The following is an 18,581-nucleotide window of genomic DNA, read 5'->3' on the forward strand; positions in this document are numbered from 1 at the left end:
ACCGGACGCGGGCCGCGCTATCCCGCGCGTGCGCGCCTCACGCTCGGCCTCTACGGCGTCGCGTGGCACGTGGTGGCGACGACGGCTGGCGTCGGCATCGCCTACACCGTCGGCCGGTTGCTCGAACCGGCCCTCGGCCGAGCCGCCTACGCCGCCTCCGCCGCGGCCGTGGTTCTGACAGTCAGCCTGTGGCTCGCCAGCCGGCCGGGATCCCGCGGCCGGCGTACGCAACCCTGAGAGGGAGACAGTGAAGACAGCTATCGAGGTCGACCGGCTCGGCAAATCCTACGGCGACGTCCGCGCGGTGGACGACGTGAGCCTTTCCGTGCCGCGCGGCGAGTTCATCGGGCTGCTCGGGCCCAACGGCGCGGGCAAGACCACGCTCATCGAGATCATCGAAGGGCTGCGGGTACCCGACTCAGGCACCGTGACAGTGCTCGGCCACCGCCCGCATCCGCGCAACCTCGCGCTGCTGCCGCTCATCGGCGTGCAGACGCAGAAGTCGGCGTTCTTCCCGCACCTCACCGCGGTCGAGCACCTGGAGACGGTCGCCGCGTTCTACGGGCTCGACCGCGCGGCCGCACGACGGGCCCTCGCGCAGGTCGGACTGACCGACTCCGCCACCGCGCGGGTGTCACAGGTCTCCGGCGGCCAGCGGCAGCGGCTCGCGATCGCCACCGCGCTCGTGCACGACCCCGAGGTCATCTTCCTCGACGAGCCGACCGGCTCGCTGGACCCGCAGGCCCGCCGCGACCTGTGGGCCGTGCTGCGTCAGCTCAAGGGCGCCGGGCGGACCATCGTGTACACCACCCACCACCTCGACGAGGCCGAGGCGCTGTGCGACCGCGTCGCGATCCTCCACAAGGGACGGACGGTCGCGCTGGAGACGCCGCGCGAGCTCATCGGCCGGTCGGCGCTGGGCACGCAGGTGCTGCTCCCCGCCGGTCACCTCTCCGCGGAGCAGGCGCTGCGGATCGACGGCGTCGACACGGCGACCGTCGCGAACGGGACCCTGACGCTGCACACCCGGCAGCTGAGCCGCGTGCTCGCCGCGCTGGGCGAGAGCGGCGGCCTCGACGGCGTGCAGACCCGGTCGGCCACGCTCGAGGACGCCTACCTGGAACTGATCGGAGCACAGTCGTGACCGCGTTCTCGGCCCTGACCCGCGCCTCCTACAAGGCGAACACCCGCGACACCGTCACCATCTTCTTCACGTTCGCGTTCCCGCTGATCTTCCTCGTCATCTTCGGGCTCATCTTCCGCGGGCAGCGGGTCGAGGAGACCGGCAACGGGTACATCGACTTCATCGCGCCCGGAGTGCTGGCATGGGGGCTGGCCAACGCGGCGGCGTTCGGGGTCGCGTTCTCGCTGATGCAGTGGCGCCGGGACGACCTGCTGCGCCTGATCCGGCTCACCCCCGCGCGGCTGTCGGAGGTCGTGCTCGCCCGGCTCATCATCGCCGCGTGCATCGGGATCTCCCAGTGCGTGCTGTTCATCGGCGTCGCGACGATCCCGTTGTTCGGCATGCGCGTGTCGGCCCGCTGGCCGCTGGCGCTGCCGGTCATGCTGCTGGGCATCGCCACGTTCCTCGGCGTCGGGCTCATCATCGGCGCGGTGTCGAAGACGCCCGAGGCGGTGAGCGCGATCGGCAACTGTGTCGTGATCCCCATGGCGTTCCTGTCCGGCGCGTTCATCCCCGTCGAGCTCATGCCCGACTGGCTGGTCACGGTCTCGTACTTCATGCCGCTGCGCTACGTGCTCGACGGCCTGGTCTACGCGCTGGCCGGCGCCGGCGACGCCGGCGACTACTGGATCTCGTGCGGCGCGCTCGTCGCCTTCGCCACCGTCTTCACGGCGATCGGGCTGCGCCTGTTCAGGTGGGACGACGAGGGGTGACACTCCCACTCGCCGCCGCGGTGGCACGGCTGCAGGTCGCGCTCGACGAGCGCCGGTCGACCGGTCCGTCCACTGTAGACAAGCCGGCCGTCGTGGGGCTGGGCGCGGCCGACGTCACCGGCGACCCCGACCCGGTCCGCCGCACCGCGAACGTCCACCTGACCGGTGGCGCGGTCTTCGTCGGCCCGTGGGGCGACGGCCCCGGCGCCTGCGGGCACTGCTTCGGGGTCCGGTGGCAGCGGCTGCGCGGCCGCACCGAACGCGACGCGCTGGAGACCGGCGACGGCCCCACCGCGGTCGGCGACTGGCCCGACCTCCCCGGGTACGTCGTCGACGCCGTGTGGGCCGTGTTCCGCGCGGCACCGCCGTCCTCCGGCAGCTTCCTCGACCCGCACAGCCGCGCGCTGCGCCGGGTGACCGCGGTCGACCTCGCCAGCCTGCGCTCGCGGACCGTGCCGGTGCTGCGCGAACCGTTGTGCCCCAGCTGTTCCACGGCCGGGGAGCCGGCGCCGTGGGAGGGCCTCGCCAGCCGCCCCACGCCGGCGCCGGGGCGGTACCGGCTGCACGGCGTGCACGACTACCGGCTGCCGGTGGGCGCGCTGGTCAACCCGGTCAGCGGGGTCATCGGCGCCGGAGCGTTGATGAACCCGGCGGTGCCGACCACCGCACCGGTGACCGGCGGCGTGTTCGTCCGCGGCTACGCCGGCCTGCTCGACGTCGCCTGGAGCGGGCACGCGAACAGCTACGCCGACAGCCTCCGGCTGGCCTACCTCGAAGGGCTGGAGCGGTACGCCGGAACCCACCACCGGCGGGCCGGCCGGCCGCTGGTCGCCGCCTACGCCGACGTCGCCGACCGGGCCCTCGACCCGACCGCCTGCGGCGTCTACCCCGACGCGACCTACGACGCCGACCCGCTGGTGGACCGCTTCGACCCCGACCGGCCGATCCCGTGGGCGCGGGGCCACCGGGTGCGCACCGGCGAGCCGGTGCTGGTGCCGCGCCGGCTGTGCTTCTACAGCACCGGCGCGCCCGGCGACAACTTCGTGCTCGGCTCGTCCAACGGCTGCGCCACCGGCGGCTGCCTGGAGGAGGCTGTCCTGTACGGCCTGCTGGAGCTGATCGAACGCGACGCGTTCCTGCTCGCCTGGTACTCCCGGCGGGAACTGCGCCGCATCGACCTCGACTCGTGCGGCAGCACCGCGATCCGCGCGATGGTCGACCGGAGCACGCTCGCCGGCTACGACGTGCGCGCCTTCGACAACCGCACCGACCTGTCGGTGCCCGTGGTCACCACGCTCGCGGTGCGCCACGACGGCGGCCCGGGGCTGCTGGCGTTCGCCGCCGGCGCGCACCCCGACCCGGAGCGGGCCGTTGCCGCGGCCCTGTCGGAGACGCTGTCCTACATCCCCCTGAAGGCGCGGACGACGCGGCACCGCTGGCACCGCCTCCACGCGATGGCCGACGACTACGCGCTCGTGCAGACCGTGCACGACCACGCCGACCTGTTCGGCCTGCCGCGGATGCGCGGACACGCCGCGGAGTACCTGGCCGACCGGCCCCTCGAGGCGGTGGCGGACCTGTACCCCGCGCGGCCGCCGACCCGCGACCTCCTGCACGACCTGCGGGCGGTCCTGGATGAGCTGCACGGCAAGGGCTTCGACGTCGTCGTGGTCGACCAGACCACGCCCGAACAGCTCGCGATGGGGCTGCGGACCGTCTGCACGATCGTGCCCGGCCTGCTGCCCATCGACTTCGGCTGGCTGCGTCAGCGCGCGCTCACCATGCCGCGCCTCCTCGACCGCGTGGGCCCGGACGGTCCACGCCCCGTCCCGCACCCGTTCCCGTAGGCGCATTCCGGTTGACTCGGACGGTGTGGTACCGGCACCCTTGCGGACGTGCTGCCGACCCGGATCTCCATCACGACCGACACTCAGCGCGTCCTGGTGCGGCACCACCTCGTGGCGACGCCCGCGCCGGGTGACGCGGCCACGACCCCGGCGGCCACGACCCCGGCGGCGCTGGCCACGGTGACCGCGAACATCGCCTACTACGGCTACGCCCTGGCCGCGCCGGCCTACGCGGCGGTCGCCCGCGCCGGCGACGACGCGCTGGCGTCGTGGTGGTCCGCGCTCGAACCGGTGCTGGCCCAGCTCACCGGCGACGACAAGGGCATGGACCGGTTCGTCGTCTACAAGAACTTCCCCGCCGAGGTCCTCGCGATGGACGAGGTGACCTACTGGAGCCGGCAGATCCTCATGTACTGGGGCCTGCCGAGCGGGTACCTCGCCGACGAGGAGCGCGAACGCCCGCCGCTGGAGCTGGATCGTCGCCGAGAGAGGCGACTGGCCGACGCACCGGCGCCCCGCGTGCTGCACGAGGCCACTGTCGCCTCCCTGGCCGACGTGTTCGCGTCGCTGTGCGCGGTTCCCGCCCGCTGGACCGACGACCAGTGGGCCGACGTCCAGTACCTCGTCGACCCGCCGGTCGATCTCGCCGCCGTGCCGTTCGTGGAGAACCGGATCCGGCTCGCCGCGCTGCTGTGCGCCCGTGGACTGCCGGCCACCGTCGACACCGCCACCGACGTGCTACGGCTGGCCGTCGCGCTGTCCGACGGCGACGTGAGCCTGCGCCGGCCGGGTCGGCTACGCCGGTTCACGCGGCGCGAGCGCCGGTCCCTGCTCGGCATGCTCGAGAGCGCGACGCACCTCGACGACGACGTGGCGCGCCGGCGCGAGCGGTTCAAGCGGCTGCTGCGCGAGCTGCGGCCCGGCGACTACCGCGACGCGTACCCGCGCGTCGTCGCCGCGTACGACCGGCTCTACCGCGCCGTCCCCGCCGGTGGCTTCAACACCGACGTGGAGCGGATGCTCGCCGCGCGCGACCCCGCGGTGCTCACCCTGCTCGCGACCCGGCCCGGCGAGTACGTGCGCCGGCTGCGGGTGCTGGTGCTCGCGTTCGGCGCACCGGCGGTCGAGGTGTTCCACACCCTCGTCGGCCGGCTCAGCGTCATCCAGCTGCTCAAGCTGCGCGGCTATCTGTCCACAGTGGACCGGCGCCGGTGGCGGATGTTCCCACCGCGCGGCAACTGGAGCCGCGTGCAGGTGGTGGCTGCCGACAAGCTCGTCCGGCTGCCGGTCGGCCACCGGCACGAGCTGCTGGAGGCGATCGGCGCGGAGCTCACGGCACGGCTGGAGAAGACGCCGGCGGTGGCGCTGTCGTCGGCTGTCGAGCGCGTCAAGCTGCCCACCAACGACGCCGAGCTGGCGCCGTACGGGCGCGGCACCGTGTTCCCGATCCCCGACGGCATGACGTTCCTGCGCACCGCGTCGTACTGGAGCTTCGGGGCGGGTGCGTCGACCGGGTGGTACGACAACGGCTGGAACTTCTTCGACGCCGACTGGAAGCCGGTCGGTACGTGCTGCTGGAACGTGCCCCAGTTCGGCGGTACGCCGACGACCCGTTCGGCGAAGAGCCGGCGCGACGCCGGGGCGATCTTCTCCGGCGACCCGGTGAGCGGCAACGAGAAGAAGGGTCGCGCCACCCAGCTCATCGACCTGTACCTCGACCGCCTGCCCGACCTGCACGCCCGGTACGCGGTGTGGAGCATCCTCTGCTACTCGCGCAAGATGTTCTCCGAGGCGCAGGACGTGTTCGCCGCGCTGCAGTGGGGCGAGCACCCGGAAGCCGGCAAGCTGTTCGAGCCCAGCCGGTGCCAGCTCGCGTTCCCGCTCACCGGCGACGCGTACACGAAGTTCGTCGCGTACCTCGACGTCGAGCGCCGCGAGGTGGTCTACCTCGACGCCAACCTGCCGGTGCACGTCTCGTCGGCGTCGGCGAACGGCGAACGGCTGTCGGTCAGCATGCCCGCGTTCGTCGAGTACCTGGCGAGCCTGCCGAGCGTGCACGACCTCTACCGGCACGCTCCCGCGAGCGACGACGGCATGCCGGTCGTGTACGACGACACCGACCTCAGCATCACCGGTGGGCCGGCATACGTGTTCCGCCCCAGCAACCCGGCGAACACGTTCGAGGCGGTCGATCCGGCGTCACTGCTATGATGTCCGCGCGGGAGGCCATGGCGGTCCTTCCTTCTCCTCTCTAGGGCTTCGGCCCAAGCCAAACAGGGCCGCCGCTTTCCTCCCGTGTCGAGCGCCGAAGGATCACGCAGACGGGCCGGGCAGCCGTTCCCGGCCCAGCGCGTCCTCGCGGATCCGTTCGCTGTACTGGCCGCGGTGGCGGATCGGCCGACCCACCTCTGCGTACTTCTGCTTCGCCCGCTCCAGGTGCGTACGCACCGTTCCGGCGGCGATGCCGAGCTGCCGGCCCACCGCGTCGACGGTCATCCCGCGCCCGTAGGCCACCAGCACCTCGTGTTCGCGCGGCGTGAGCTCGGGCCGGTCGGGCCGGTCGTCGCGGCCCAGCCAGAACGCGTGCTCGGTGGTCAGGGGCGAGTCGCCCCGTGCCACCGCGCGGATCACGTCGGCCAGCGCCGTGAGGTTGGCCGTCTTGGCCACGTACGCCGCCGCGCCGGCCTCGGTGGTCGCCAGGATGTACGACAGGTCCGGCACCACCGTGATGACGATGACCGTGAAGCCGGCCGCGACCAGGCTCGTGACGTTGTCGACGGGGTCGGAGAAGTCCTCCAGGTTCAGGTCGAGCAGCACGATCCGGGCCGACACGGTCTGGCTGAGGAAGTCGTCGACCGACGAGGCGGTGGTGGCCAGCCGGATGTCGGGCACCGCCGCGATCCAGGTCGCCATCCCCTCCAGCAGCATCCGGTCGTTGTCGATCGCGGCGATCTCGATCATTGTTTCCACAGCACCTCCACGACCGTGCCGTGCCCCGGACTGGATGTGACGTCCACCTTGCCCCCCGACTCGATGACCCGGTGCCGCAGCTCGCGCATCAGCCCGCGTCCGCACGGCGTCACGGCCGGGTCGAAGCCGTCGCCGCGGTCGACGACCGTGAGCCGCACGCCGCCGTCCTCGCCGACCGCGGTCAGCCACGCCTCGTCGACGCCGGCGTGCTTGGCCACGTTCGACAGCGCCTCCCGCGCCGCGCCGAGCAGCATGGCCGCGCTCGCCTGCGGCAGCCGCGACGGAAGAGCGTGGAACTGCGAGTGGACCCGCAGCCCCAGCGCCTGCTTGTCGCGCACGACACCGGCCAGCGCGCCGACGAAGTCACCGGGACCGATGTCGTCGGCGCCGGTGATTAGCCCACGCAGGAAGTCGGCGTCGCGGGCGCACAGCGCCCGGACCTCCTCGGTGCGGTGGTCCAGCCCGCCCCGGGCGATCTTGCTGAGTGTGCTGAGCACCGTGTGGTGCAGCACGTCGTACTGGCGCGTCCGCTCGTCGTAGCGGGCGCGGGCGGACGCCTCCCGGTCACGCGCCTCGATCGCGTCGGCCGTGGCGCGGTCGACCTTGCGGGCGGCGCCGCGCAGCAGCCGCGAGCACACCCAGCCCAGCAGCGCGAATCCGATCATGAAGAACACGTTGACGGCGACCGTGCCGGTCCAGTCGGCGGTCATCCCGTCGGCGGCCATGTGCTTCCAGATGCCGGTGACGTACGCGGCCGTCACCACCACCGTGCCCAGCACGGCGACGCCGCGCCGCACGAACATCGTCGCCAGGATCAGCGCGCCCATCGACTGCGGCACCACCCACAGCTGCCACCCGGCCGCGCACGACGTGACGCACAACTGCGGCACGGTCACCAGCCACAGCGCCGCGAGCGCGAGGTCGACGACGACCCAGCCCAGCGGCACCTCCCGCCGCCGCAGCATCACCGTGAACAGCAGCACCGCCCACACCACGGCGGTCAGGTGCGTGCCGACGACGGTGGTCGTCGAGCGGAAGTCGTCGAGCCCGCCGGCCAGCAGCACCGGCAGGCCCACCGACAGCTGGAGCGCCCGCAGCACGGCGCACACCTGCAGCAGCACCAGCTCGGCGCGCGCCGCTGCTCCGTCGACCGTCGACGCTGGTGGATGCACCCGGCCAACCTCGCATACGAAGATCGCCGACGGTAGTCCGTAGAAGCGTGTACCGCCCGTTCAGCGGGGTAGGTGGGCCCGGGAACAGGAACATCGAGGGGATCGGCGATGAGCGACCAGCAGGAGACCTGGCGGGAGTTCCGGGACGCGGTGAACATGGCGCCCGCGAAGCTCGAGAAGTGGCTCCGCACCGACGAGTCACGGGCGGTGGGTGCCAGGTCCGGCGGCGAGTCGGTCGGGCACCGGTCCGGGCGGCGGATCGTGTCGATCCTCCGCACGAAGAAGGCCGACCTCACCGCCGACGACTACGCACACATGCGCAAGGTGGTCGGCTACGTACGCCGTCACCTCGCCCAGCGCCCCTCGGGCGACGTCACGGACTCCCGCTGGCGCTACTCGCTCATGAACTGGGGTCACGATCCGGTGTGAGCCACCGGGTGAGGTTGAGCATGTTGCCGTCGGGGTCGTGCACGTGCGCGACCCGCTGGCCCCACGGCATGTCGTTGGGCTGCGACGGCGCGCTGCCGCCGGCGGCCTCCACCACCGGCAGCAACGCGTCGACGTCATCGACCTCGGCACTGAGGATGACCCGCACCGGCTCGCCGACCTCGGTGTCGGCGTTGTGCACGATGCCGAACGCGGTGTCGCCGACCCGCAGGTGAACGAAGAACTCGGGACCCTCGTCGGGCACCCGCAGCGTCTGGGTCGCGCCGAGCACCGCCTCGTAGAAGGCCCGCAGGCGGGGCAGGTCGGGTGTGCTCACGATGGGCTGGATGGAAGTCATGCGTCGTCCTCCTCAAAAGGGTTCTCAGGAGGTGAAACGACGCGGGCGCGCGGAACTCATCGGTCCTCACGCCTTCAGCGGGTTGGCGACCTCCAGCTGCCCGTGGTCGATCAGCCAGCGCACCGACTCCAGCACCGCGTCCTCGGGCTCGTAGGCCGGGGCGTACCCGATGAGCGTGCGGGCCTTGTCGATGCTGAAGTAGTGGCTGCGCATCAGGTGCTCCCAGCTGGCCCCGGCGGCTTCCGCGTCGGTGCCCCGACGGAACTCCTCCCACGTCACCGGCCGCAGGTCGGCCTCCTGGCCGAACCACGACGCGGCCATCCGCGCGTAGCCGCGCACGGTCAGCGCCGACGGCGCGACCACGCTGAAGTCCTCGCCGGCCGCGGCGTCGCGGTGGTCGACGGCGGCCTGGAAGGCCTGTGCCACATCGTCGGCGTGCACGTGGTGCATGAGCTCCGCCCCGATACCGGGCACGTCGAGCGGCTCGCCGGCCGACAGCGTGCGCCACACGCCGGGGTCGAGGTTGCCGAGGGGACCGATGGGGTGCCAGCCGGGCCCGACGATGTGACCCGGGTGCAGCGACGTCGTGACCAGCCCGCCCGCCGCGGTCTCCTCCTTGAGCAGCCGCGCGATCGCGTCCTTCGCGATGCCGTACTCCCCCACCGGCGGCGTTCCGGTGTCCTCGGTGACCGGCACCTTCACGCTGGGGCCGCAGCGCCAGATCGACCCGCAGTGCAGCAGGTGCCCGGTCTCCCCGCGCAGCCGCCCGACGAGCGCCGACGCCGACTCCGGCGTGAAGCAGATGAGGTCGACCACCGCGTCGGCGCCGAGACCGGCGACCAGGTCGGGGAACGTGTCGTCGTCGCGGTCGGCGACGACGTGCCGCACCTGCTGCCAGGCCGGATCGTCGACGTAGCTGCGGCGCTGCCCGCGGCTGACGGTGACCACCTCGTGGCCGGCGCGGACCAGCCTGGGTACCAGAAACGTTCCGATGTGACCGCTCGCACCGATGACCACGATTCTCATGACTCGCTCCTACGGCACGCCGCCGACGATGACAACCCTCTGGCGATGGGTGTACCCGCAGTACATCCCACCCGGGCACGTCGCGCCGTACCGTCGGGGAGGTGGACAACCGGGCGGAAGTCCACGAGTTCCCCACCTCGCGCCGCGCGAAGATCACCCCGGAGCTGGCCGGCCTGCCCAGCGTCGGTGTGCGCCGCGTGCCCGGGCTGCGCCGGGCCGAGGTCGCCACGCTCGCAGGGATGAGCGTCGAGTACCACTCCACGCTCGAGCGGTTCGCTGGAGCTGCGCGCCGAGCCCGACCTCCACCTGACCATCTACGCGGCCGAGCCCGGCTCGCCGACCGCGCACGCGCTCGCCCTGCTCGCCTCGTGGGCCGCCACCCCGGCGCCGCGCCCATAATGTGACGGTGAACGATGCCCACGGCACGGGCGGGGCGTCGTCGGGCCACACCGGTGCGGCCCCCGGCGACGGCCTCGCCGCGCGGCTCAGCGACCTCGCCCGTCAGCTGCAGGGCGAGCAGAACGTCCAGGACACCCTCGACGCGATCGTCGCGGGTGCGGTCGACACGGTTCCGGGCGCCGAGCTCGCCGGACTGATGGTGGTCGAGCGGCGCCGGAACATCGACACCCGGGCCGTCACCGACGACCTGGCCCGCCACGTCGACCAGGTCCAGTACGACACCGGTCAGGGGCCGTGCCTCGACGCGATCCACCGGCAGCGCACCGTGCGGATCATCGACCTGGCCGCCGAGACCCGCTGGCCCGAGTTCGCCCTCCGGGCGGTCGAGCTGGGCATCCGCAGCATGCTGTCGTTCCAGCTGTACGTCCGGCACGGCAACCTCGGCGCCCTCAACCTCTACGCCCGCGAGGCGGACGCCTTCGACGACGAGTCCGAGCACACCGGTCTGCTGTTCGCCGCACACGCCGCGGTCGCCATGTCGGACGCGCGACAGGTCGACCAGCTCAACCGGGCCGTGGTCGTCCGCGACCTCATCGGCCAGGCCAAGGGGATCCTCATGGAGCGTCACCGGCTCACCGCCGACCAGGCGTTCGTGCTGCTCGTGCGGGCGAGCCAGGCCACCAACACCAAGCTCCTGGACGTGGCCCGGCACCTCACCGAGACGGGCGAGCTCTGACGGTCAGTCCGCCTCGAGGGACATCTCCAGGCGCACCGTCGTACCCTCCGGCGCGCTGCGGACGTCGAGTGGTCGACGAGGCTGCTGGCGAGCCACAGCCCCCGGCCGCCGGCCGCGGTCGGCGGCGGCAGCGTGATCGTCACCGAGTACGGCATCCCGGGGCCGGCGTCGTGCACGTCTGCGATCAGCCGCCGCTGGTCGTCGCGGACCACGGCGAGCTGCCCGCCGCCACCGGCGTGCTTCACCGCGTTGGTGACCGCCTCGTAGACGGCCAGCACGAAGTCCTGCGCGCGCTCCTCCGGCAGGCCGGCGCGGCGGGCCAGCCCGAGCACGTGCCCGCGCAGCTCGGCCAGGTTCGCCACCGTCACCGGCTCGTCCAGCAGGGTCTCCTCGTCGTCACCGTCGCCAGCCACGGCGCGGTCATACCCACTGTCACGCGATCGAACCACTCCGTAAGGGTCACGGACCCCCACACCATCCCCCGGGTGGGGGCCGAGCCTGCCCGAACAGCGGGGTGCCGGGCCGATCGCGTCCGAATACCGTGGCCAGTGTCCATCAGCTACTGGCTGATTCCGGTAACCCGCAGCTCGCCGGCGGGGTCGGCCGTTCGCGGGCGATCTGGGTAAGGTCGCAGGCTGAACACGCGTGGGAGGCACCGCTGTGACACACCAGGTCGGTCCGATGGTCCAGCGCCAGCGGCTGCGCACCGACCTGCAGCAGGTCCGGCTCCGGCTGGGCCTCACCCAACGGCAGGTCGCCGCCGACCTCGGCTGGTCGGTGTCGAAGCTGCTCCGCGTCGAGAACGGCAAGGTCGGCGTCTCCCGCACCGACCTGAAGGCCCTGCTGCAGTGCTACGGGATCACCGACCCGGAGGTCGTCGACGGCTACGTGACGATGGCCGCGCAGGGGCGCAAGCAGCGGTGGAGCGCCTACCGCGACGTCCTCAACCCGCAGTTCTTCAAGTACCTCGAGTACGAGGGGTCCGCGTCGTCGATCCGGCAGTTCCAGCCGCACGTCATTCCCGGCCTGCTGCAGACCGAGGCGTACGCCCGGTACCTCGGCCGGGTGGCCTCGGGTACGCCCGTCGACGTCCTCGACCGCCAGATGGAGGTGCGCACCGCCCGCCAGGACCGCCTCGACGAGGTCCGGCTCGACGTCGTGCTCGACGAGGCGGTGATCCGGCGCTGCCTCGGCGCGGAACCGTCGGTCGCCGCGGAGCAGGTCGCGCACCTGCGCGAGCTCGCCGCCCGGCCGGCAGTGTCGGTGCGGGTCGTCCCGTTCGCGCGGGGTCCCTACCGCGGCAGCTCGACGCCGTTCATCCTGCTCGGCTTCCCCGACCCCGGCGACGGTGACCTGCTGTTCCGGGAGAACGGCACCGACAGCGTGGCCACGCGCGGCGACCCCCGGAGGACCACGCGGTTCGCCGAGCTGTTCGACGAGCTCGACGCGGCGGCGGTGCCCGTCGTCGACCTCCTGCCGCCGTCAGTGCCATGAATGCGACGGCCGCACCATGTCGCGCCGCACCATGTCGCGCCGCACCGCGTCGACGAAACCGCGCCACGCCTCGGCGCTGACCCGCAGCACCGGGCCCTCCGGGTCCTTCGAGTCCCGGATCAGAACCGCGTCACCGTCGACCCGCACCTCGACGCAGTCGTTGTCGCTGGCTTCGCTGTAGCTACTCTTCCGCCATTCGAGATCACCACAAACCATGGCGCCAACGTAGGTGGGGAACCTACCGCGCAGGTTCGCTGAACCGTCTCAGCGTCATTCGCTGAACCGTCTCAGCGTCATTCGCTGAACCGTCTCAGCGCCAGTGGTTGTCGATCGCCGCCGCCAACGCGTCGAGCCCGGGAGACCCTTCACCCGAGGCGGTCCGCACCGCGTCGAGCAGCGCCCGCGCACCGTCGGGGAAGCGCTGGCAGGTCCGCACCAATGCCACGACGTGCAGCCGGGCGGTCGGATGGTCGGGCACCTGCGTGCTGATCGACCGCGGGAGCAGATCGAGCACGACGCGCCGCTGCTGCCCGTCCTGAATCACCGGAAGATCCAACAGCGCGGACACGACGGCATCGAGCCCGGCGAGGGTGGTGTCCTTGCGGGTCACCGGTCCCCGTACCACGACCGGTGGAGGCGGCGGCGGACCGGCCGGCGCGGCCAGGTCGGCCGCGAGCCGGTCGAGCAGGGCGAAGAGCACCTCGGCGGACGCCCGCGCGGCGAAGTGCTTGTACCTGTCGTCCTTGTGCGCGTCGGCGTGGTCCATCACGCCCTTCGCCACCAGCCACGGGATCCTCCGCTCGTGGGCGATGGTGGCGATCGTCGCGCCCTCCATCTCGACCGCGGCGATCTTCCGCACACCCATCGACCCGAGCCGCTTCCAGATGCGCCCGTCGGCCATGACCGCACTGCCCGAGGCCATCGGCGCCACGTGCACCGCGAACGGCAGCCGCTGCGGCCCGTCGACGTCGTCGTACAGGCGCCGCTGCACGAGCTCCGCGCCCGCGTCGGTCAACCGGGGCGCGCCGTTGCGGTCGCGCGTGATCCACCCGTCGGTCTGCCACCGGTCGAGCCGGGTGGCCCAGGTGCCGGAGGGGAAGTACCGGCCACGCGCCGGCTCGGTGCGCGGGTCGTGGTCGCGGTGCAGGCGTTCGAGCAGCCACAGCAGCGACTCCTCCTCGCTCGCCGCGCCGAAGCTCGGGAGCGCGGACGGGTCGAGATCCTGCGCCACCCGCACCCACCGCGGCTGCATCCGGTACTGCCGTTGGTCGGCCGCCAACCCGGAACTCGACACCTTGCCCTCGTCCCACTCGTACACGGGCTCGGCCACGACGACGTCACCGAGCGCCGTGTCGTGCGGGTTGCCGGCACACACGCCACACATCACCACACACGCCGGGCGCAGTCGATCGACGAGACCGGTGACGTACGGAGCGGTCGCGCGTCCGCCCATGTGCACCGGACGGGCCAACGCGACCGACAGGCTCCCTCCGCCCGAGGTCCGGTACTCGCCCCGGAGGTACGGCATGTCCCCGTCGGCCCGGCGCTCCTCCCAGTCGGACACGCCCGGGCCGCCCTGCCTTCCGCCGAGCGCGGTGACCCGGGCGGCTTCCAGTTCCTCCCGGAGTGCCGCCACGACCAGCACGGTGGACCCGTCACCCATGCCACTCCCCCAGCACGTCGATCACCGCGAAACCCGATGCCTGATGGTACGGCGCGTACCGGGAAGGCTTTGACCGAAATACTTTCACGATCGTCCGGTCCCGCCGCGCTCTGTGCTCATTCCGCGGACGAACCGAATGATCCGGACGCGCCATCCGCCACATACGGCGGTACGCGCTCGCCAGCGACCTGTACGCCCTGGGCGGGCGCGAAGCCGCCCACGGACTCGACGCGAGTCCCGCACACGCGACGTCGACCCGCTGGAGGCGTACACCATCGACGGGGCCTGCGGCGTTCGGCCGTCGACCCGCGACCGGCTCGCTACCATCCACCGATGGCCAAGCTCATCTCCACCCTGTTCATCTCCGCCGACGGTGTGGCCGAGATCGACCCCGACTGGCACTTCCCGTACTTCGACGGGAACATGGGCCGCGCCGTCACCGAGGACTACGCGACCTCCGACGTGCTGCTCATCGGGCGGGTGACCTACGACAGCTTCGCCGGGGCGTGGCCGGAGCGCGAGGCGGCGGGCGAAGACGACGCGCCGATGGCCAAGCAGCTCGGCGACCTGCGCAAGGTGGTCGTCTCGCGCCAGCCGCTGGAGTTCACGTGGCGCAACTCCGAGCTGCTCGACGGCGAGCTCGTCGGTGCCGTCACCGCGCTCAAGGCCGACCCGGGCGTCACGGGTGTGCTGGTGCCCGGGTCGATCTCCGTGGTGCGGCAGCTGCTCGCCGCGGGCCTGGTCGACGAGCTGCGCCTCCTGGTCCACCCGGTGGCGGCCCGCAGGGGACGGCGCCTCTTCGACGACGGCGACGTCCACTACCACCTGAAGGTGCTGGCCACGGAGGTCTTCCCGACCGGCGTCATCCGGGTGATCTACGCGCCCGCGGAGGCGCCGGCGCAGGTCACCTTTGCGGACGTGAAAGGCGAGACGGGCTGACGATAGCGGCGACGGCGCCGATCGGTAAGGTGATCGGCGACCGTCGTTCCGCGATCCGGCGAGGGGTGCCCCGTGACCGACAGCGCGTTGACCACAAGCCAGTCCAGCAGCTTCGACACCAACATTCCGCACTCGGCCCGGTTGTGGAACTACTGGCTCGGCGGCAAGGACCACTTCGCCGCCGACCGGCAGGTCGCGGACGCGATCCTCGCCATGGTGCCGGAGATGGTCACCTCGGCCCGCGCCGACCGTGAGTACCTCGGCCGCGTGGTGCGCCACCTCGTCGGCACCGAGGGCATCCGCCAGTTCCTCGACATCGGCACCGGCCTGCCGACGGCCGAGAACACGCACGAGGTCGCGCAGCGGATCGCGCCGTCGACCCGCATCGTGTACGTCGACAACGACCCGCTGGTGCTCGCGCACGCCCGCGCGCTGCTCACCAGCCATCCCGAGGGCGCCACCGACTACCTCGACGCCGACCTGCGCGACACCGACAAGGTTCTCGAGGCCGCCGCGCGCACGCTCGACTTCGACAGGCCCATCGCGGTGATGCTGCTCGGCGTCCTCAACTTCGTGCCCGACAACGACGACGCGATCGCGCTGGTCAAGCGGCTTGTCGACGCGGTGCCGTCGGGCAGCTTCGTCGCTATCTCGCACCCCACCACGGAGATCAACGGCGAGGTCATGACCGAGGCGCTGCGGCTGTGGAACGAGGGCCCGGCGGCCAAGATGGTGCTGCGCACCCAGGCCGAGGTCGCCACGTTCTTCCCGGGCCTGGAGATGCTCGAGCCCGGCGTCGTGACCTGCTCGCGCTGGCATCCCGACCCGGAGCACGACAAGGTGACCGTCGAGGTGCCGCACTACGGCGGGGTGGGTCGCAAACCCTGACGTCTATCGACGACACGACACGCGTGAACCCACCGGCTGCGATAAGTTCGACGGACATCGCTGGGACCCCAGCGACGAACCGATTCAGCAGACATCGGGGGGAACGTGCGAAAACTTGTCATTCCGGTCGCGGCAGCGTTGCTCGTGGCCGTGGCGGCGACGCCGGCCCAGGCCGTCGACGACGTCAACTCCAAGAAGCTCCGCGACGCGGTGACCGTCAACGGGATCCTGGCCCACGAGCGGGTGCTGCAGCGCATCGCCAACCAGAACGGCGGCAACCGCGCCTCGGGCCTGCCGGGGTACGCGGCGTCGGCGGCGTACGTGAAGCAGGTGCTGCGGCAGGCCGGCTACCAGGTACGGGAGCAGACGTTCGAGTTCCCGTGGTTCCAGGAGCTGGCGCCGGCGCAGTTCGCCCAGGTCTCACCGACGCCGACGACGTACGAGACCGTCACGTACGAGTTCTCGGCCACCGGTGACGTCACCGGTGTCGTGGTGCCCACCAACGACATCCAGGTTCCGCCCTCGCCGACGCCGAGCTCCACGTCTGGCTGCGAGGCCAGCGACTTCACGCCGGCACCGGCCGGCCTGTCGATCGCGCTGATCCAGCGCGGCACCTGCTTCTTCGAGGTGAAGGCGGCCAACGCGCAGGCGGCCGGCTACGACGCGGTCGTCTTCATGAACGAGGGCCAGCCGGGCCGTGAGGAGCCCTTCGAGGGATCGCTCAACCGCCCGTTCACGATTCCGGCGGTCGGGGTGAGCTTCGCCGACGGCGCGGCGATCTGGCAGCAGGTCCAGGCTGGTCAGACTGTCACCGCGCGCGTGGTGACCTCCACCGACAACACCCCGCGGCCGTCGACCAACATCCTGGCCGACTCGCCGGGCGGCGACCCGAACAAGGTCGTCGTGGTGGGTGCGCACCTCGACTCCGTGCAGGACGGCGAGGGCATCAACGACAACGGCTCCGGCACGGCGACGATCCTGGAGATCGCCGAGCAGATCAAGGCGCTGAAGATCAAGCCGCGGCAGAAGCTGCGGTTCGCGTTCTGGGGCGCCGAGGAGTCCGGGCTGATCGGGTCCGAGCACTACGTCAGCACCCTGCCCGACGCGCAGCTGGCGAAGATCTACGCCAACCTCAACTTCGACATGCTCGGATCGCCGAACTACGTGCGGTTCGTCTACGACGGAGACGGGTCCGACACCGGTACGGTCGGCCCGGCCGGTTCGGAGCAGATCGAGGCGATCTTCAACAACTACTTCGCCGGACAGGGGCTCGAGACCGACCCGACCGCGTTCGACGGCCGGTCGGACTACGGTCCGTTCATCGCCGTCGGCATCCCGGCGGGTGGCCTGTTCAGCGGTGCCGAGGGCATCAAGACGCCGGAGCAGGCGGCCGTGTACGGCGGTACCGCGGGCGTGGCCTACGACCCGTGCTACCACCAGGAGTGCGACGACATCAACAACCTCAGCACCAAGGCACTGGCCGAGCTCGGCGACGGCGCCGCACACGCCGTCCTGACCCTGGCCATGACGAAGACCGGGTTCTTCCCGGACGGTAGCCGCGCGGCGGCCCGCTCGGCCCAGAAGTACTCGTTCGACCACAAGGGCGGCCAGGCCGTCCGCTAGCAACCGCACCGAAGGGCCCGGGGTGCCACCCCGGGCCCTTTGTGCGCTCCTAATCTCACCCATCTCAGTCGGAAAAGTGGACAAGGTGGGGATTGCGCCGACACACTTCCCCGGTGGACGTCGTTCTCGCGCTCGCCGGCTTCGGCGTCGGCACCGTCGTCGGGCTGACCGGGATGGGCGGCGGCGCCCTCATGACCCCGGTTCTCGTGCTGTTCTTCGGCGTACCGCCGCTGGCCGCGGTGTCCAGCGACCTCGTGGTCAGCGCCGTGATGAAGCCGTTCGGCGGGGTCGTGCACGCCCGGCGCGGCACGGTGAACTGGCAGCTGGTCGCCTGGCTGTGCGCCGGAAGCGTGCCGAGCGCGTTCTGCGGCGCCCTGCTCGCCCGCGCCGCCGGTGGCGACGACGTCCAGGAGGTCGTGCGGCTGTGCCTCGGCGTGGCGCTGCTGCTGGCCGTGGCCGGCCTGCTCGGCAAGGCCTACCTGGCCCGGTCGCGGCGGTCGGTGCCGGCCACCGGGATCCGGGTGCGCCCGGTGCCGACCGTGCTGCTGGGCGCGCTGGGCGGCCTCGTGGTCGGCATGACCTCGGTCGGCTCCGGCTCGCTGATCATCGTGATCCTGCTGATGCTCTACCCGATGCTGCGGGCCAACGACCTGGTCGGCACCGACCTCGTGCAGGCGGTGCCACTGGTCGCGGCCGCGGCGCTCGGTCACCTGCTCTTCGGCGACCTGCACCTCGACGTCGCCGGCGCGCTGCTCGTCGGGTCGATCCCGGGCGTGCTGCTGGGTGCGCATCTGTCGACGCGGGCGCCGGCCGGGTTCGTCCGGTCGGCGCTCGCCGTGGTGCTGGTCGCGAGCGGGCTCAAGCTTCTGCGCGCGCCCGACCCGGCGGTCGCCGTCGCGGCGGTCACCCTCGCGTCGTTTTTCGTGGTGACGCACGTGCGCGCCCGCCGGCGCACGTCGCGCGCATCTGCCGCCACCGCCCACGCACAGACCCCCACACCCGTCGGCACCCCCGACTAACCCGCACACCACCCCGCAAGGCCACCCCGACGCCCACCCCGACGCCCGCCACCGCACGCCCGCCCGGCGCGCCCACCCCGACGCCCGCCACCGCACGCCCGCCCGGCGCGCCCACCCCGACGCCC

At 72.1% G+C, this 18,581-nt stretch carries 18 protein-coding genes and 1 pseudogene; 12 read left to right on the forward strand and 7 right to left on the reverse strand.

Annotated features, from left to right (window positions below; translation table 11 throughout):
- The 5 genes and pseudogenes from Voc01_RS47300 to Voc01_RS47320 all read left to right on the forward strand — a co-directional run.
- Positions 1 to 237, forward strand: a pseudogene (locus Voc01_RS47300) (hypothetical protein); the annotation flags it as partial.
- A gap of 10 nt (positions 238 to 247) precedes the next feature.
- Positions 248 to 1,144 carry an ABC transporter ATP-binding protein gene (locus Voc01_RS47305; RefSeq protein ID WP_203934360.1) on the forward strand — a complete coding sequence of 299 codons (897 nt, stop codon included), beginning with the start codon at positions 248 to 250 and terminating at the stop codon, positions 1,142 to 1,144.
- Positions 1,141 to 1,896 carry an ABC transporter permease gene (locus Voc01_RS47310; RefSeq protein WP_203934361.1) on the forward strand — a complete coding sequence of 252 codons (756 nt, stop codon included), beginning with the start codon at positions 1,141 to 1,143 and terminating at the stop codon, positions 1,894 to 1,896. The genes Voc01_RS47305 and Voc01_RS47310 overlap by 4 nt, the downstream gene beginning before the upstream one ends.
- Complete coding sequence (locus Voc01_RS47315; RefSeq protein ID WP_239161014.1) at positions 1,893 to 3,743, forward strand: TOMM precursor leader peptide-binding protein; 1,851 nt, start codon at positions 1,893 to 1,895, stop codon at positions 3,741 to 3,743. The genes Voc01_RS47310 and Voc01_RS47315 overlap by 4 nt, the downstream gene beginning before the upstream one ends.
- Before the next feature lie 48 nt (positions 3,744 to 3,791).
- Positions 3,792 to 5,954, forward strand: coding sequence for a hypothetical protein (locus Voc01_RS47320; RefSeq protein WP_203934363.1), 2,163 nt, complete (start codon positions 3,792 to 3,794; stop codon positions 5,952 to 5,954).
- Positions 5,955 to 6,056: 102 nt separating this feature from the next.
- Here Voc01_RS47320 and Voc01_RS47325 read toward each other — a convergent pair whose 3' ends face one another.
- Positions 6,057 to 6,704 carry a LuxR C-terminal-related transcriptional regulator gene (locus tag Voc01_RS47325; RefSeq protein WP_203934376.1) on the reverse strand — a complete coding sequence of 216 codons (648 nt, stop codon included), beginning with the start codon at positions 6,702 to 6,704 and terminating at the stop codon, positions 6,057 to 6,059.
- Complete coding sequence (locus Voc01_RS47330) at positions 6,701 to 7,885, reverse strand: sensor histidine kinase (protein WP_203934364.1); 1,185 nt, start codon at positions 7,883 to 7,885, stop codon at positions 6,701 to 6,703. Before Voc01_RS47330 ends, Voc01_RS47325 begins: the two co-directional genes overlap by 4 nt.
- Positions 7,886 to 7,993: 108 nt before the next feature.
- On the opposite strand from Voc01_RS47330, the gene Voc01_RS47335 reads away from it, so the two are divergent.
- Positions 7,994 to 8,314: a DUF3140 domain-containing protein gene (locus tag Voc01_RS47335; RefSeq protein WP_203934365.1), complete on the forward strand. Its 321-nt coding sequence runs from the start codon at positions 7,994 to 7,996 to the stop codon at positions 8,312 to 8,314.
- Here the strand turns inward: Voc01_RS47335 and Voc01_RS47340 are convergent.
- Both Voc01_RS47340 and Voc01_RS47345 read right to left on the reverse strand, forming a co-directional pair.
- Positions 8,286 to 8,669, reverse strand: coding sequence for a VOC family protein (locus Voc01_RS47340; protein ID WP_203934366.1), 384 nt, complete (start codon positions 8,667 to 8,669; stop codon positions 8,286 to 8,288). The genes Voc01_RS47335 and Voc01_RS47340 overlap by 29 nt on opposite strands.
- 66 nt (positions 8,670 to 8,735) lie before the next feature.
- Positions 8,736 to 9,695 (reverse strand): NAD-dependent epimerase/dehydratase family protein, encoded by a 960-nt coding sequence (locus Voc01_RS47345; RefSeq protein ID WP_203934367.1) that lies wholly within the window; start codon positions 9,693 to 9,695, stop codon positions 8,736 to 8,738.
- Between the two features lie 406 nt (positions 9,696 to 10,101).
- Here Voc01_RS47345 and Voc01_RS47350 point away from each other — a divergent pair, with 406 nt between their 5' ends.
- Positions 10,102 to 10,830 (forward strand): ANTAR domain-containing protein, encoded by a 729-nt coding sequence (locus tag Voc01_RS47350; protein ID WP_203934368.1) that lies wholly within the window; start codon positions 10,102 to 10,104, stop codon positions 10,828 to 10,830.
- Here Voc01_RS47350 and Voc01_RS47355 read toward each other — a convergent pair.
- Positions 10,719 to 11,243 carry an ATP-binding protein gene (locus Voc01_RS47355; protein ID WP_203934369.1) on the reverse strand — a complete coding sequence of 175 codons (525 nt, stop codon included), beginning with the start codon at positions 11,241 to 11,243 and terminating at the stop codon, positions 10,719 to 10,721. The two genes, Voc01_RS47350 and Voc01_RS47355, sit on opposite strands and share 112 nt — an antisense overlap.
- 247 nt (positions 11,244 to 11,490) lie before the next feature.
- On the opposite strand from Voc01_RS47355, the gene Voc01_RS47360 reads away from it, so the two are divergent.
- Complete coding sequence (locus Voc01_RS47360; RefSeq protein ID WP_203934370.1) at positions 11,491 to 12,324, forward strand: helix-turn-helix domain-containing protein; 834 nt, start codon at positions 11,491 to 11,493, stop codon at positions 12,322 to 12,324.
- Here the strand turns inward: Voc01_RS47360 and Voc01_RS47365 are convergent.
- Both Voc01_RS47365 and Voc01_RS47370 read right to left on the reverse strand, forming a co-directional pair.
- Complete coding sequence (locus Voc01_RS47365) at positions 12,313 to 12,540, reverse strand: DUF397 domain-containing protein (protein WP_203934371.1); 228 nt, start codon at positions 12,538 to 12,540, stop codon at positions 12,313 to 12,315. The two genes, Voc01_RS47360 and Voc01_RS47365, sit on opposite strands and share 12 nt — an antisense overlap.
- Positions 12,541 to 12,634: 94 nt before the next feature.
- A complete protein-coding gene (locus Voc01_RS47370) occupies positions 12,635 to 13,987 on the reverse strand; it encodes an effector-associated domain 2-containing protein (RefSeq protein ID WP_203934372.1) in 1,353 nt (450 codons plus the stop codon).
- Positions 13,988 to 14,320: 333 nt separating this feature from the next.
- Between Voc01_RS47370 and Voc01_RS47375 the strand changes: the two genes are divergently transcribed.
- From Voc01_RS47375 to Voc01_RS47390, 4 genes are all read left to right on the forward strand, one after another.
- Positions 14,321 to 14,926 carry a dihydrofolate reductase family protein gene (locus Voc01_RS47375; protein ID WP_203934373.1) on the forward strand — a complete coding sequence of 202 codons (606 nt, stop codon included), beginning with the start codon at positions 14,321 to 14,323 and terminating at the stop codon, positions 14,924 to 14,926.
- Positions 14,927 to 14,998: 72 nt separating this feature from the next.
- Positions 14,999 to 15,814, forward strand: a complete 816-nt coding sequence (locus Voc01_RS47380; protein WP_203934374.1) for an SAM-dependent methyltransferase — start codon at positions 14,999 to 15,001, stop codon at positions 15,812 to 15,814.
- A gap of 105 nt (positions 15,815 to 15,919) precedes the next feature.
- Positions 15,920 to 17,437: a M28 family metallopeptidase gene (locus tag Voc01_RS47385; protein WP_239161015.1), complete on the forward strand. Its 1,518-nt coding sequence runs from the start codon at positions 15,920 to 15,922 to the stop codon at positions 17,435 to 17,437.
- 113 nt (positions 17,438 to 17,550) lie between these two features.
- Positions 17,551 to 18,456 (forward strand): sulfite exporter TauE/SafE family protein, encoded by a 906-nt coding sequence (locus tag Voc01_RS47390; RefSeq protein WP_203934375.1) that lies wholly within the window; start codon positions 17,551 to 17,553, stop codon positions 18,454 to 18,456.
- The last annotated feature ends 125 nt before the right edge of the window (positions 18,457 to 18,581 follow it).

This window comes from Virgisporangium ochraceum (assembly GCF_016863655.1).
GTDB classification, from domain to species: Bacteria; Actinomycetota; Actinomycetes; order Mycobacteriales; family Micromonosporaceae; genus Virgisporangium; species Virgisporangium ochraceum.